Below are 15,843 nucleotides of genomic sequence, written 5' to 3'. Positions count from 1 at the left end.
AATCATTTCAAAACAGGGAGTTGTTATGGAACAAATGATAGCTGTTGTTACCGGAGGAACCGGGGGTATTGGATCTGCTATAAGCCAACGTTTATCGACGGATTTTAAGGTTGTTGCATGTTATTTTAAGGATGGACGCCATGAGGAAGCAAAGCAATGGCAAGCCGAACAAAAACAACTGGGTTATGATATTGATATAGTTTATGGTGATATTGCCCAGTACAGTGATTGTGAAAAAATAACCAATCTAATTATGGAGCGATACGGTCGTATCGATGTGCTGGTAAATAATGCAGGTATTACTCAGGACAGTAGTCTGCGAAAAATGACGCCTCAGCAATGGCAACATGTGCTCGATGCGAATCTGACCAGCGTATTCAACATGACTCGTAATGTCATACCTGTCATGCTTGATAAAGGCTATGGACGAATAATTAGTATATCCTCAATTAATGGTCGAAAAGGACAATTTGGCCAATGCAATTATGCTTCAACCAAGGCTGCTCTGTTTGGATTTACCAAAAGTCTTGCATTAGAAGTAGCAAGCAAGGGCATTACGGTCAACACGATTTCTCCCGGTTATATAGAAACCCCAATGCTGGCTGCTGTCAAGGAAGACGTACTCAATTCAATCATAGCCAATATACCCGTTGGTCGATTAGGCTATCCTCGAGAAGTCGCGGATGCAGTTGCATTTCTGTCTTCATCTGAAAGTGGATTCATTACTGGTGCTAATCTTGATGTAAATGGTGGCCAATACATGTAAATTGGTTCTGGCAAGCAACAAGGGATAATCTTGCGCCTTGCCAGAATTACTTGAAACTTTTGAGCCTATTGTGACAAATTAAAAAGAGAAATTCATGCAGAATAATAATGTAGTATTGATTACAGGTGGAACAGGCGATATAGGTACTGCGGTCGCAAAAGAATTGGATGGGAGTTATAAGCATGTTATTGCTCTTGATCTGATTTCGGACGAAAAGGGAAATGCCTGGAAAAAGGAACTGCAGGATCAGGGTTTTAAAAATATATCATTCCGGCACATGGATGTTACGGACTTTGATCAATGCCAGGAAGTTATTAGCGTCATCATTAAAGAATTGGGTTCTATCGATGCCTTGATTAATAACGCAGGTATTACACGCGATGCGGTATTTACTAAAATGACCAAACAGCAGTGGGATGAGGTCTTACGGGTCAATCTTGATGGTATGTTTAACGTGACACGACAGGTTGTTGATAGCATGAAAGCGCAGGCCTCAGGCCGGATCGTCAATGTCTCTTCAGTGAATGCCCAAAAAGGACAATTTTCCCAGGCAAATTATGCTGCATCAAAAGCGGGTGTCTATGGTTTTACAAAAAGTCTGGCTCAAGAATTAATGAGCAAAAACATTACTGTTAACAGCATCTCGCCAGGATATGTCAATACACGTTTAATGCAAGGGATTAGACCCGATATTCTAGAGAGTATCATTCAGTTAATACCGGCTAAACGATTGGCTGAACCTCAGGAAATCGCGTGGGCAATTGAGTTTTTAATCAGTGAAAAAAGTCGCTATATAACCGGTGCAAACCTGAGCATTAACGGTGGATTACATATGTATTAAACTGTGGTGAATTTAACTTTTGAGATTTCATATGACCCGTTTAATTAAAAAATATAAAAATCGTAGACTTTATGATACTGAAACCAGTCAATACATTACTCTTGAACAGTTACAGCGTTATGTAGTGGAAGGAATTGCGTTTAAAATAGAGGATTCCGAAACAGGAAAGGATCTGACTAATTCAGTGTTGCTGCAGATTATTGTGGAAATGGAAGCGGGTCCTACTCAATTTTTATCTCCTGAGATTTTGCGGCAGATTATTTCTTTGGCCAATCATCCCATGCATGTTTCATTAAAAAGTATGATGGAACACATGTTTCAGGCTATGGATAAGCCACTACAAAATAATCCCTATCAACAGGCAACTGAAACCTGGAATAAACAAATGCAGGAAATGATGCAGCAGTGGCAAAAGCTGTTTAAAGGATAAAAAATGGTGCAGTGCAAAATTTTTTTGAATATCTATTGACAGTTTCTAAAATTAGGGTCTATTATTAAATTGTGCAGTGCAACATATTGGAGAACATCATGAATCAGGCAAATTTTGAAAAATGGAGTGAAATGGCTAAAAAATTACAAGAGCCTTTTCAAGCTATTGCAGAACTGAATGTTAAGACGTTACAAGGTTTGACTTATTTAAAGCCTGATGAGCTTGCCCATGTTAAAAAACCTGAGGAAGTTCTTGAAAAGCAAATTAATCTGGCGGTTGAAAATGGCCACAAAGCTTTAGATTATATGCAACAGTCTTTTCAGATCATAGAAAAAGCAATGTTAGGATTAGTTAAAGAAGCTAAAAAAACAGCTGGTGAAAATAAATAATATTCCAATTCTTGATAAGATCATCATAAAGGTTTATTGAAAATTCAATAAACCTTTATTAATTAAAAATACAGCTTATATCCCATGATGATCATCCTAATGATAGCTGAGATCATGGCCGAATTGGACCGTTTAATCGAGAAACTTAGATCTTGCCCCGTTTATTTTTATATGAATGCTCCCTTTTCCCTTTTAAACAGGGAGAAGGGTTGGGGATGAGGGTTTCTTATTCCTTGACAAGATCTGCCCCCTTTTTATGTGCTTCCTTTTATGGACCTGTTATCACGAAGCAAATAATGCGCCCTGCCTCATTTTGAAACTAAATGTCTCGATTATGCTATATTTATAAAATGACCTTTTGGGGGGCTAGAATGGCATATACAGCCGCAGAAATGCGTAACACATTCTGGAGACTGGGCGATAACTGGTGGAAGCAAATTTACGATGGCAAGTATCACTCATTTGGTGCCGATGTTTTTGATCTTGGGTTACACGGTAGCGGAAGAAGAAGAGAGATAGCAGAACCAGGCTATTATGCCAGTGTTAAAAAAGCAGCAGAATTTGCATCCATGGAATTAGGAAAACAACTGACAAAAGAGATGTATGTACGGATACATTCATTAGCTTGTGAACATTTTTCTGATGTTGATCAAAAAGTCATTAATGTCGAAAAAGACAAGATTCACCAATTCAGAGCTGTACATTGTGGCTGCTCCCAAAATCTTGTTACAGATTCCAATGTAGCGGAAGATAAATTTCAGGCCAAAATGAAAAAATACAGTTTCATTTTTATCCATAGTTTGCGACTGAAACTTCAAAGTAAATACCAGATCACTACTGAATCAGGATCAAAGCAAGAACTGGATAAAATCCCTGTCGAAATAAAATCAGGAATATGCAACGAATTAACTCGGAATGGTTTTTTTGCAGCTAAGGGAGTCAATGCCGTTGACATTTTAGATAATGGTTATGCACTTTATGAAAACGCATTTACCTCCATAAAACAGATCAATATTGAACTTGCAAATTTGCAACAGAAATTGCACCACTCCAAACCTTTAGCGACTCTAAGTTTGAATTCCTCTTTGGACATCCCATTTATTACGATTAATTATAATTTTATGAATCCGGTTGAAATTGAAGAAATAGTGGGTCAATTAATCGCTAATTATAACGATATAATAAACTCACTTCCTGAAGATACTACTTTAAGAAATGAAGAACAAAATCAGCAGGCACTACGAGCTATCGCTGAGTTGTTCCAACATCTGGAATGGTTGCATCCTTTTTATGACGGACAGGGAAGAACAGATCTGGTTCTTTTGGCAAAATTACTTACTGAAAACGGATTCAATCCATCCATACTGTATCAGCCCTATTTCTCAACTTTTGGACCATTAGATGAATGGACTCACTATCTTGAAAAAGGCATAGAGGCATGGAAAATAGAGGCATTAAAAATTGAATCATCAATCGCCATTGATCCATTAAAATCGATTAGCATGCTTTAAATATATAACATAAACAAGCAAGTTAGAGAGGGGCAGATTTTTCCTAATATTCGGAAGCATCAGTGATTTTCCCTCTCCCCAGCCCTCTTCCCGCGAACCGGCATGATCTTTTTATTCCAGTTTCTTACGCGGGAGAGGGAGTGTGTTGAATGCAAGATGAATGTTTGGTTCATGAATTGCTCTTACTTCTCAAATGAAAATTAGTTTTTTAAATGATGAAGAGAAAGTGTAAAAGGCTCGATACAAAAAACTTTAGAAAAGATCCTAACTTAATTAGACCACTTAATATTGATATCAACCCGAACAGCCCCCTCTCCCGTGTAATAAACTGGAATAAAAAGATCATGTCGGTTCGCGGGAAGAGGGTTGGGGAGAGAGGAGTGAACCATAGCTAAATCAAAAAACATTGCAAAACTTTATAAGCCAGGTTTTAGGCAAGATGAATTATTTAATAATAAAGAAAGATTAATTAATGGGTAGAGAGAGGCAGATCTTGCCTTTTGACGTTCAAGATACAAACGGCAAGATCTGACCCCTTATACGTTTTAAAATATGAATACCAGCGGATCCTGTATTAGAAATTTAAAAAATTATTAATGATTAGATCTCATTGGCTTTTATCTCAAATTGGACACATTATCTTTTAACCAGACTGTCCAAGTCAATTAAACCACATCATGTTTAATTGTCGACCAATTCCGATCCGTGATATAATAATTTTCATATTGATCAATTGGTGAGCTTTGTTATGCCCGATAATAACGATATCAAAATCCAATCAGCACAAGCGGATGAAGTCTATTCTGATAGCCAGGACTACCTCAATGCCGTCCCAAATGAGACGTTTGATGCAAATAAGCTTGGTGAAGATGATGATAATGAACTCCTCACCAATGCCTCCCCACTTCAAAATGAAGTAATTGATAGTGATGCCCTGAAGCAAAGTGATTATCCCGCCTTAAAAGCTGTAGGAGCAAGCTTGCCTGACTGTCAATCCATTTTTGAACGATTGATGCATCAAGCTTCTTTCGCTCAACCGCTCGAAGACCTCTATGCTGTGATGTACGAAATAGGCGCGAGCCTCCCTGCAGATGAGTCCCTTTTTCGGGCACTTATTCGAAAGACGCTGCTCGCAGACCAGCTGAAAAGCGCTTTACGGGCATTATACGACGCAGGGGCCCGCTTTCCTCAAGAGCGGTCGCTTTTTGAACTGTTTATCGTTCAAGCACAATATACGGACAAATTGAAAGCCGGGGTTGATTTGTTATATGGTATGCGGGTTCAGCTTCCTGAAAACCGGATACTTTTTGAGTTAATAAGCCAACAAGCAGTCGCTTCAGCCAGTTGGCAGGAATTTGGGTATCATTATCCCCTCGCATATGCAGAGGCATTGAAAGTCGCGTTTGCAGGACTAGAGAGGGCAGGGGCAAGCCTTGCAACTCACCAGGAGCTTTTTCAAAAAGTTATCCAGCAGGCAAGATATGCATCGGGACTTGAATCCTTATTTCAGGCACTGCTGGATGCAGGCGCCACATTGCATGAACACCCGTCCCTTTTTGAACGTGTTATCCATCATGCACAATATGGCCGCGGGCTTCAGACGGCATTAGCTGCTTTAATGCAGGCAGGTGCCAGCGCTCTCTCACACAGGGCACTATTTGAAGCGCTTATCGAGCAGTCAAAATATGCAGACAAGCTGGTTGTCGCGTTTGCTTCATTGCGTAGCGCAGGCGCAAGTGTATTAGAAAACAGCCCTCTTTTTGAAGCAGTTATCATTGAGGCCGAATATGCTGAGAGGCTGGCTGTCGCATTTGCTTCATTGCGTAGCGCAGGCGCAAGCGTATTAGAAAACAGCCTCCTTTTTGAAGCGGTTATTAATGAGGCAGAATATGCAGACAAGTTGGTTGTCGCTTTTGCTTCATTAGGTAGCGCAGGCGCGAGTGTATTAGAAACCAGCTCCCTTTTTGAAGCGGTTATCAATCAGGCAGAATATGCTGAGGGGCTGCAGGCACTTATTAATGTATTGATTACTGCGGGAGCCATCCTGCCCGCAGACGAGACTCTGTTTGCGTCGCTTATTCCCAAGGCTGCGCATGCAGTGAACCTCACGTCTCGGATTTACGCCTTGATAATTGCAGGCGCTACCTTGCCTGAAGACCAGGCACTTTTTGAAGTGGTTATTCAACAGACAATCGATACAGAAAGCCTTGAAGCGCCCTGTATTCCCCTGACCGAAGCAGATAGTTATTTAACTGAAAAAAAGGAATTTTTTCAACCTATTCTAAACCAGGCCCGAGATGTTATGCTCCTGAAACCCGGGATGTGGGCATTAATCACTGCCGGTGCTCGTCTGCCTGAAGACCAGGCTCTTTTTGAGGCGATTATCAACAAGGAAGCGCATGCTCTCAATTTATCCGCACCACTTCGCGGATTAATTGCTGCAGGTGCTCGTTTGCCTGAAGATCGGCGACTTTTTGAACGGGTTGTCGAGCAGGCTGAAGATACATACAGACTGCAGGTGCATCTTCGCCTGCTATCGGCCTCAGGTGCCAAGCTCCCCGAACACCGTGGTTTTTGGGAAATGATAATGGACATGCCTGACAAAGTTACCTCCTTACTGCATTGGTTTCGTGTCTGTGGGGCAAGTATTGTCTATCATCATTACTTGTTCGAGGCATTTTTTTCAGGGAACAAGCCCTTGGTATGCTCTCACTATCTCATGACAAAAGTGATGATGGCTCTTCGTAACCTTATTTCTGACGCTCATCCTCTTCTTCTGCCTGAGCATGAAGGATACAGCGCTCAACGTGAACAAATTCTTGCGCGGATATCGGATGCAATGGATGCTGAATTTTGTATTACCGAGGGACCCTTGAACAAATCTCCCGCCACACGGTCACTTGAGTCTATTTTGGTTCGCTTAAGCACGTTAGAGGACATTGAGCTGGCCCAAATGCGTTACGATGACTCACTTGGCTATGTTTTACAATTTGGTGAAGAACCCGATATTTATCTTAGTGGCTTGCTGCGAGAGGCTAACTTTAATCACATCGAACTCACTGACGCGCAAGTTATGCGCCTTGGTGAAACTATTCAACGAATGAGCAACGATTTCAGCCGGAAACCTGGCGATTGCGTTTTAAACTTTATCGTCGAGAGGCTTCCAAAATCGGCACAGAATGCACTGGCAATGTATGTCACTCAAAAATATAAAAACATGAATCGTCTGTTTCGTGGGGAGCATCAAGATGCAGATTCGCGTTATGTATGGATAAGTCCGGCTGACAGCCACGCAAACCTGATGGCTAACTTTCTGTGTGGTAGTTTAGTCAACTGGTCAGCCGCCCAGTTACCCAAATTGCTAATCAGCTCAGAGGAGCGTCAGATACTGGAGCGGGTTCTTTTGGCGCGTGGCGAATTGAATGCCGAGGCCATTGAAACATTGAAGAAAGATCAGGCATTCTACAATACTATACTGCTATCCGCTGTTGAAGGGGCGGTGATTGACCGCAATGAATATTACAAGGTTATACCGATATTTAACAACTTGCAGTTACTGTTTCCAAGGTATGGGCTGGTTGATAGGGGCGAAGATTTAAAAGCTGTCGGTGCACGAGGAGATGCAAATATTGCTACGCGTCGTTTGGCCAATCCGAGTTTCATGCCTTCTGTGACGAGCTTTAGTGTTTTCAGCGAGGGCTCCTCGTATTTTCATAGTCCCGGTACCGTGCGGACAAAGCTCGAAACGGATTGCTCGTTAAGACCTGTTATGAATAGTAACGAAGGAGAGATTCTCATTCCTGCGGGAACCACGTTTCTCTACACCAGGGATGCAGCCGGGCGTTTTTTTGCAAGGGAAATCAATAGCCCTGGTGTACAGCCTGGGGGAAGCTACTGGTCGTCATTTGCACTTGCTGAAGCGTATCGCAACCATTTGCGCCATCCCTATCAGGATGCAGAGCATCAGATAATTCTTGATGGTGTTGCTGTGGAAAGGCCAAATCATGGTCTGGCTCATACGTACCGCATGATGTTATTGGTCGATGTCGTGATTGATTATTTCGCACACCACGCCTGTGAAGCTGTATTTCAGCATTACTGCCAAAGTGTGACTCCAGAGGAATGTGAGTGGATACGTGTTGCAGCTGCCTACAGCATTACCGGTCGGGAAAGCGAAATTGCAGCACGGGAAAATCTTTCTCGCTATGATGAGTTCAGGGTAGCGAGTATGCAGAGTCTTAACGCCTTTTTAAACAAATATGCCCCGCGTACGCTCGATGAACGTATGCATGAACGCTTGTTGCACGTCGTGCGTTGGATGGGAAACCCTCACTATGAACAGGGGCCTGATATCAAGAACGACCATCCTGACATTAATGAAAGACACCACCGCAATTTTATCCATCGTATCCTGACGGCGGCACACAAGCTCGATTTGCCTCGGTGCTACACACCGCAGGAATTTGAGCGTGCGATGGAGATGTGTCGCGCTCTATCTTCTCCCAATGAGTCTCAACAAGCATGTTATTTCCAAATGATTTCTTATGCTATTGACCTCATTCGTGCACACGGTGGTGCGTTGTCGACGGATATTTCTCCGGAGGGAGCTTTTCGCCAATGTTCAGAGCGATACCGTCCACCTTTTCAAAAAGTTAGCACCAGTCTGCGTATGCTTTATGAATTTTCGGAAACCGTGCCACGCCCGAAAATCACCGAAAAATATCAGTTGACGATGTATTGAATCATCGAGAAATGCTAAAAGACAAGCCCTCTTCGCTCGTTACTGGAGGGGGGGCTTATTAAATCCATTAAGACTAGTAATCGTAACAATAGACTTTAAACTAAAAACGGTTATCGTAATATAAACTTTAAAACCTTGTTTCTTTTCTTCACTCCTTGGCTATTACGATATGTTGTTCCTTGTTGTATAATGTATCTTTTTAGAGCAATTAAGTTTGCATGTATATAAGAGTTGTCTTGTGGAATTTGAATTGGAACAGAATCGGAAATTGGAATTGGGTAAGAAATCGGATTATGAGGCACATTATAATGCCGATAAATTATTTCCTATACCTCGAGAGGGTAAGCGCCTTGAGATAGGGATTAATCCTGAACAGCTACCATTTTGGGGATTTGATGCCTGGAACCATTATGAAGTGTCCTGGCTTAATTCTAAAGGCAAGCCTGTGGTTGCTGTGGCAGAAATTGTTTATGATTGTCATTCTCCAAATATTATAGAGTCCAAATCATTAAAACTGTATTTTAATACGTTTAATAATACTCGCTTTGATTCAATAGCTGATGTCGAACACACTGTCATTAACGATCTGAGTCACAGTTTAAAATCAGACGTACATGTAAGAATTAATCAGCTCGGAAATGCTCATACAACCGGTCTGCAGAATGCCTTCAATGGCGAAACTATTGATTCATTGGATATTTCCTGCTCTGTATACTCGGTAGACCCTTCCTTCCTGACCGTTGAAGAGGAACAGGTGGAAGAGGTTTTATATTCCGATTTATTAAAATCCAATTGTCTGGTGACCTACCAACCGGATTGGGGAAGTGTGCAAATTAACTATAAAGGCCCCAAGATAAACCGGGAAGGCTTATTAAGATATATAGTTTCTTTTCGAAATCATAATGAATTTCATGAACAATGCATTGAGCGAATCTTTGTCGATATTATGGCTCAGTGCGCCCCACAGGAGCTAACCGTATATGGACGTTATACCCGCCGAGGCGGTTTGGATATCAATCCCTATCGTTCAACAATCAAACCCGATTTAAATGCTAAAAATATCCGGCTTGTAAGGCAATAGAGACTGAGATTTTCTGCACGGCTGTCCCATTAAAAATGTGACGTCTTTCCGAGCGTAGCGAGGAATCTCCTGCAAATTGGCATAATCTGAATTAATGCATTAATTATCATTACCTTTTAAACTCTCTGTTTTTACAAGGAATTTAATGATGTCATCAGAAGATGTATCTGGATTTTTATATCATTTCGACACGCTCGAAGATCCAGAAATTGATAGAAAGAAATTGTATCCTTTAACGGAACTATTATTTGTTGTTATCTGCGCTAACAGATGTGGAGCTCAGAGTTGGGGTGATTTAAAAACCGTTATTATGCTTGAATCACGTGTTTCTTCCGGTGGACATATAGCCATAGAACAGCGCTATTTTATCAGCAGCTTGGCTGCAAATGCTAAACAAATTGCTCAGACTATTCGTAGTCACTGGGCTGTCGAGAACAGTCTACATTGGGTCTTGGACGTTACATCATGTGAAGATGATTCTCGCATACGCAACGATCATGCTCCTGAAAATAGGGCGATGGTTCGGCATATTATTTTGAACAGGTTACAAAATACCAAAAAGAAATTTAAGGATATGAGCATTAGGCGCCTGCAGAAAAAGGCTGGCTGGGGAGACTCAACTCTTGATATGATTTTAATGGCCGCATTGTAATGGGATCGTGCAACCTTGCAGGAGATTCCTCGCTACGCTCGGAAAGACGTCATATTTTTAATGGGACAGCCGTGAGATTTTCTGGTCAAATTATTGAGGTTGTTAGTGGATTAATTATGAAATGAATTAATCCACCATTAAACCTGTTACGTTCTCTAATATGGAGTTAATGAGCGATAAAGGTGCGACATCCTTGTGTCGTGGGTTTTTTAGGTACCACTATTTGAATATTAATCCCTTTGATCGTAGGACTTTTTAAAGCTCCTTTGAGGTAATCAATTAAAGGCACGTCCACAACCTTTCCATATTGAGATGAGGCTTGTCTGAAATATAATTGGTTATTTATCTTTATTGCAAATCCCAAGTGGGAAATGTTGAGTGATGTACCTATTATTTTTCTTAAATCCCAGTTGGGTCGGACTATTTCGATGATGGAACCAGATGGAATTTGGTTAAACAGATACAGATTGGGTTCACCACCTTCGGAAAACAATGCACTTAATGGGATGTAAGGAATTGTTGACTGTGTGGTCTGTAGTGCACTGCCTTTCTGTTTCAATTCGGCTAAACGTTTCGCCTGTTCTGCTTTATTCTCATTCACTAATCTGATGGTATCCAGATTTTTATGTGCGTACCAACCTGGCTTGTTAATCATTGCCTTGGCATATAGAGCTACCGATTTTTTTTGTTTGTCTCTGATGTTTAAAGTAATGTCTTTAAGTAAACCCCGTCGCTGATTGTTGCGATTCCAATCTATGGAAGTAAAGTGATTGCGATTGATGTAAGATATTTTACCTTCATAATAACGAGTGTATTTTAAGCATTGTTGAAAGGTTTCCAGTGAGTTGGCTGTTGCTAATGCAAGAACGGTATTGACGTAGGTGTCACAATCAAAACCATCAATACGATATCGTGGAAACTGATCATAGCGTGCACTGGCTCCCTCACCTAATGAGCCCAGGACGTATGGAGTCCCTTTGAATTGGCTGCTGATCCAATCAATTCGCTCCGTCATGGAGGAGTTCGGCATGGTGTTCAGGGTATGATATAGTTCTCTAATTGAAGAGTTGGCCTGTTGTTCGAGTGCATTAGAGTCAATTGCATAACAGGAGCTACCGGATATTAAATAAAAAATAATAAACAAGTAGGCAAAGGGAGCAGGCGTGTATTTCATAATGAGTTTTAGAAGGTTTCGATTGAGTTTAGGTTACATGCTACTCCGTTTTAAGTCCTGGAGGCAAGAATGCTTAATATAATCTGGCTAGGTATGATCTTGATTGCTGTGGTGGTAGGTATTATTGAAGGGCGAATTGATGAGGTCGTACGAGCAGTAACTGATTCAGCCAAGCTCGGTTTTGAAGTGGCAATTGGACTGACAGGAATCATGGCTTTATGGCTTGGAATCATGTCTATTGCGACTGAGTCAGGTTTGGTTTCTTTATTAGGAAAAGGTCTTAAACCTATATTAAGACGTCTGTTTCCAGATATTCCAGTGGAACATCCCGCTATGGGTGCTATGGTAATGAACATCGCAGCAAATATGCTTGGTTTGGCAAATGCAGCGACTCCTTTTGGTTTACAAGCCATGAAGGAATTGCAAACCTTGAATAAACAAATGACTGTTGCCACTAATTCCATGTGTACTTTTTTAGCCATTAATACCTCGAGTGTTCAATTGATTCCTGCCACCGCTATTGCGTTTTTGGCAGCTAATGGCAGTTCCAATCCAAGCAGTGTCATTTTTAGCTCTTTGATTGCGACATCAGTTTCCACACTGGTAGCAATCATTGCGGTTCGGCAATTTGCTACATTTAAACGATTTCAAATTGAAAGGGCGGATAGCTTATGAGTGGATTAGCCAATCAATTTTCTAATTGGATGTTTTTAACTTTTATAGTGGGCATTCCGTTATATGCAGCATTCAAGAAGGTTAATGTATTTGATGCTTTTGTAATAGGTGCAAAAAAGGGATTTGATACGAGTATTAGTATCATCCCTTATTTAATTGCCATGATGGTAGCTATTGGTATGTTGAGGGCATCAGGTTTTTTTGACCTGCTCAATCGACTATTAGCTCCTTTGATGGCCATGATTGGCATGCCTCCAGAGGTGCTTCCTTTAGCTCTGATTCGGCCATTTTCCGGAAGTGCATCTACCGGTGTTATGGCCGAATTGATTCATCAATATGGTGGAGATTCTCTAATTGCCAAAACTGCAGCAACCATGATGGGGAGTACTGAAACAACATTTTATGTTATTGCGGTATACTTTGGTTCGGTTGGGATCAGACGAACTCGTCATGCAATTCCGGTTGGGTTATTAGCTGATTTTGCCGGTGTTATTGCTTCTGTATTAATATGCCGGTACTTATTTGGATAAGCTGGTTAATAACCTGGAATATTATTAAGGTTCACTGGCTTTACCGAACCCCTTTGACGACAAAATTAACCTAAATTAGCGTTCTTTTTGCCCGATGCAGCAATATTCGCTTGTTCCATTAATTTCAAACGAGCTAGCAAAGTACCCGCTCTGGCTCGGAATGAAGCCAATTCGCGTCCAGATATTGGAGAGGCTGTAGGCAACGAAGTGGTTGTCGGATTTCTTGGTTGATTATTAACATGTAGCTCATAATGGCAGTGAGGACCGGTAGCCAAGCCGGTTTGCCCTACGTATCCTATTACCTGTCCGCGTTTTACCTTGCTTCCCTTTGATAGTCCTTTTTGGAACTTGAGCATATGACCATATATTGAGCTGTAGGTTTTATCATGTTTGATTTTAATCATGTTGCCGTAGCCATTATGTCGATCAATAATTTGAATGACTCCATCTCCAGTAGCCTGGATAGGGGTGCCAATAGGTGCTGCCAGATCTATCCCTTTATGTGCTCTTTTATAATGCAAAATTGGGTGATTTCTCGATAGAGCAAAGGTTGAGCTGATGTGGCTGAATTTTATAGGGTATCTGGAAAATGCTTTCTTAAAGCTTTTACCCTGGGGGGTGTAGTAATCATGATCTCCATTGGCTTTGTTATGCCGAACAGCTTGAGCTGTTTTGCCACGATTAGTGTAGGATACTGCTTGAATATCGCCAATCTGGACCATTTTATCGTCAATGTAATAAGCATTATATACCATAGAGAATTGATCTCCGGCACGTACCGCTCTTTTGAAATCAATTTCTTTATTTAGGATCTCTGTCATTTGACGAACCAGCTTATATGGGATGTTTAATCGTTGCGCGGTGGTAAATAAAGAGCCTTTGACTGTTGCGGTGATATAAAGATCCCGGCTGATCATTTTTTTAGAATCAACTTTGTTTTGGTATTTTTGTCCCGCTCTATAGACCGTTAGTGTTTGAATGTTGTTGATAGGTATGATCAATTTTTCGAGTTTATTCTTATTAATTAAAAATTTAATTTCTTGATTGAGTTTGATATTGGTGAGGGTTTTGGCATGGGGATTTTTATCCAGTACGGCATGCAAATTTTGTGCGCTTAAACCTAGTCTGCTAAAAATGGCGCCCATGGTATCGCCTTGGCGTGGCTTTATAGTTTGCCATACATTATCTTTTATAACGGCAACTTTTGGTGGTGCTTTTTCTACTGTCTGAGGCGCTTTTTCTGCTGTCTTTGGTGTCTCCACGGGGTTTGATTCAGCAATTTCCTGCGGTTGTTCGATGATTTTTTTATCAGGAAGTTTGGGCAGTGATAAAGTTCTGCTGGTAAAATCCGGGCTTTGTTTACGATGTGAAAAATTTTTAACTAAATAATAGGGTAAAGAAAAGGCAATAACTAACGCAAAAGCAGTTAATAGCTTGGATGGTTTACCAGAGTTTCGTTTTGAGATATTTGGTCTTTTTGCCATTGGTTGCCTATACTGCTGTCATTCCCATGAATGCTGTAGTTTTGTCATTCTCTAATATATCACACACAATCACATGCACGTGATCATTGACTAAAGTGCATTAACATAACCACATATTTAGATAGTTTGTATTATTTTTTTCAATATCGTGTAACAAGTTAACTTTAATTACATAATTGGTATAGCAGGAATTTGCTAACCGGGCTAAGATACTCGGAGTGAGAAGATTGGTCAATCATTTATAAAGGTTTTAATGTATGTTAGAAACAATTTCAGAGTGTCAATTAGAATTAATGCGGGGTTGCGAGGAAGTACTACCGCAGCATGAATTAGCCAAAAAATTACAAAAGGAAGTCCCCTTAAAGATTAAAGCGGGTTTCGATCCTACTGCACCTGATTTACATTTAGGACATACTGTATTACTTAATAAATTAAGACAGTTTCAGCAATACGGTCATGAGGTGATTTTCTTAATTGGTGATTTTACCGCCATGATTGGTGATCCAACTGGAAAAAATGTGACTCGCATGCCCTTGAGTGAAGAAACAGTTATTGAGAACGCGAAGACGTATCAACATCAGGTTTTTAAAATACTAGATCCTGACAAAACGACAGTCGCATTTAATTCGCAATGGCTAAATAAATTTAATGCAGTGGATTTAATCCGTTTGGCATCGACACATACGGTTGCGCGGATGTTAGAGCGTGATGACTTTAATAAACGTTATACAACAGGACAGCCCATAGCCATACATGAGTTTCTTTACCCTCTGCTACAAGGTTATGATTCAGTAGCATTGAAAGCTGATATAGAGCTTGGGGGTACTGATCAAAAATTCAATCTGCTTATGGGCCGAGAGTTGCAGAAGCATTATGGATTTGAACCACAGGTTGTAATGATGACACCACTTATTGAAGGCTTGGATGGTGTGAAGAAAATGTCTAAATCATTAGACAACTATATAGGTATTAATGAACCGGCTGTTGATATGTTCGGTAAGATAATGTCTGTATCTGATGAATTGATGTGGCGTTACATCGATCTTTTAAGCTTTAAAACAGGCAAGGAAATTCAAAGCTTGAAAACAGCAGTGAACGAGGGATTAAATCCGCGTGATGTAAAAATTGACTTTGCCAAGGAAATTGTCGCACGCTTTCACGATCAAAATCAGGCTGAAACAGTACACAAGGAATTTATTGAACGTTTTCAAAAAGGCGTAATCCCTGAGAATTTGGAAGAGTTCTCTTTAATAGGTGATGATTCTGTTCATCTGGCACAATTATTAAAACAACTGGATTTGACAGTAAGTACGTCAGAGTCTATTAGAATGGTGAAGCAAGGTGCGGTTAAGATTAATGGGGATAAGGTTTCTGACCCCTCTCTAATATTGCCTTCAGGACATACTTATATAATACAAGTTGGCAAGCGTAGAATTGCCAAGCTGCGTTTACAAAAAGCAGATTGAAATAATTTTTAAAAAAAATGCAAAAAGTGTTTGACACTGGAGCTGAAATCAGTAGAATACGCAGCACGCCTTCGGGGCAGGTTCATTAAGAATTGAGAAGACA

13 protein-coding genes are annotated in these 15,843 nt (G+C 40.7%); 11 read left to right on the top strand and 2 right to left on the bottom strand.

From position 1 onward, the window contains the following. Window positions 1-25 precede the first annotated feature (25 nt). The 8 genes from phbB (G543_RS0103330) (at window position 26) to G543_RS0103295 (ending at window position 10,411) form a co-directional block, all read left to right on the top strand. Window positions 26-766 (top strand): acetoacetyl-CoA reductase, encoded by a 741-nt coding sequence (phbB, locus tag G543_RS0103330; protein WP_028383269.1) that lies wholly within the window; start codon window positions 26-28, stop codon window positions 764-766. Window positions 767-860: 94 nt separating this feature from the next. Next, a complete protein-coding gene (gene phbB / locus G543_RS0103325) occupies window positions 861-1,607 on the top strand; it encodes an acetoacetyl-CoA reductase (RefSeq protein WP_028383268.1) in 747 nt (248 codons plus the stop codon). A gap of 31 nt (window positions 1,608-1,638) precedes the next feature. After that, on the top strand, window positions 1,639-2,037 hold the full coding sequence (locus G543_RS0103320; protein WP_028383267.1) for a polyhydroxyalkanoate synthesis regulator DNA-binding domain-containing protein: 399 nt from the start codon (window positions 1,639-1,641) through the stop codon (window positions 2,035-2,037). Window positions 2,038-2,135: 98 nt separating this feature from the next. Beyond that, window positions 2,136-2,426, top strand: a complete 291-nt coding sequence (locus G543_RS0103315) for a phasin family protein (RefSeq protein ID WP_028383266.1) — start codon at window positions 2,136-2,138, stop codon at window positions 2,424-2,426. 371 nt (window positions 2,427-2,797) lie between these two features. Beyond that, window positions 2,798-3,937 (top strand): Fic family protein, encoded by a 1,140-nt coding sequence (locus tag G543_RS0103310; RefSeq protein ID WP_028383265.1) that lies wholly within the window; start codon window positions 2,798-2,800, stop codon window positions 3,935-3,937. A 748-nt stretch (window positions 3,938-4,685) separates the two neighbouring features. Continuing rightward, on the top strand, window positions 4,686-8,678 hold the full coding sequence (locus tag G543_RS0103305) for a SidE phosphodiesterase domain-containing protein (RefSeq protein ID WP_028383264.1): 3,993 nt from the start codon (window positions 4,686-4,688) through the stop codon (window positions 8,676-8,678). Window positions 8,679-8,916: 238 nt separating this feature from the next. Then, window positions 8,917-9,759 carry an NADPH-dependent 7-cyano-7-deazaguanine reductase QueF gene (queF, locus tag G543_RS0103300; protein ID WP_035921319.1) on the top strand — a complete coding sequence of 281 codons (843 nt, stop codon included), beginning with the start codon at window positions 8,917-8,919 and terminating at the stop codon, window positions 9,757-9,759. Window positions 9,760-9,904: 145 nt separating this feature from the next. Further along, a complete protein-coding gene (locus G543_RS0103295; RefSeq protein WP_081675600.1) occupies window positions 9,905-10,411 on the top strand; it encodes an ISAs1 family transposase in 507 nt (168 codons plus the stop codon). Between the two features lie 166 nt (window positions 10,412-10,577). On the opposite strand, the gene G543_RS0103290 is transcribed toward G543_RS0103295, so the two are convergent. After that, window positions 10,578-11,585, bottom strand: coding sequence for an N-acetylmuramoyl-L-alanine amidase-like domain-containing protein (locus G543_RS0103290; protein WP_028383261.1), 1,008 nt, complete (start codon window positions 11,583-11,585; stop codon window positions 10,578-10,580). 69 nt (window positions 11,586-11,654) lie between these two features. Here G543_RS0103290 and G543_RS0103285 point away from each other — a divergent pair, with 69 nt between their 5' ends. Both G543_RS0103285 and G543_RS0103280 read left to right on the top strand, forming a co-directional pair. Beyond that, window positions 11,655-12,260, top strand: a complete 606-nt coding sequence (locus G543_RS0103285; protein WP_028383260.1) for a nucleoside recognition domain-containing protein — start codon at window positions 11,655-11,657, stop codon at window positions 12,258-12,260. Then, window positions 12,257-12,790 carry a spore maturation protein gene (locus G543_RS0103280; protein WP_028383259.1) on the top strand — a complete coding sequence of 178 codons (534 nt, stop codon included), beginning with the start codon at window positions 12,257-12,259 and terminating at the stop codon, window positions 12,788-12,790. Before G543_RS0103285 ends, G543_RS0103280 begins: the two co-directional genes overlap by 4 nt. Before the next feature lie 65 nt (window positions 12,791-12,855). Here G543_RS0103280 and G543_RS0103275 read toward each other — a convergent pair whose 3' ends face one another. After that, window positions 12,856-14,274, bottom strand: coding sequence for a peptidoglycan DD-metalloendopeptidase family protein (locus G543_RS0103275; protein ID WP_028383258.1), 1,419 nt, complete (start codon window positions 14,272-14,274; stop codon window positions 12,856-12,858). A gap of 257 nt (window positions 14,275-14,531) precedes the next feature. Between G543_RS0103275 and tyrS the strand changes: the two genes are divergently transcribed. Beyond that, window positions 14,532-15,740 (top strand): tyrosine--tRNA ligase, encoded by a 1,209-nt coding sequence (gene tyrS, locus G543_RS0103270; RefSeq protein WP_028383257.1) that lies wholly within the window; start codon window positions 14,532-14,534, stop codon window positions 15,738-15,740. Window positions 15,741-15,843 lie beyond the last annotated feature (103 nt).

The organism is Legionella moravica DSM 19234 (assembly GCF_000423305.1).
Classification (GTDB): domain Bacteria; phylum Pseudomonadota; class Gammaproteobacteria; order Legionellales; family Legionellaceae; genus Legionella; species Legionella moravica.
The sequence above is the reverse complement of the archived record's forward strand: the minus strand, read 5'-3'. Positions and strand labels throughout refer to the sequence as shown.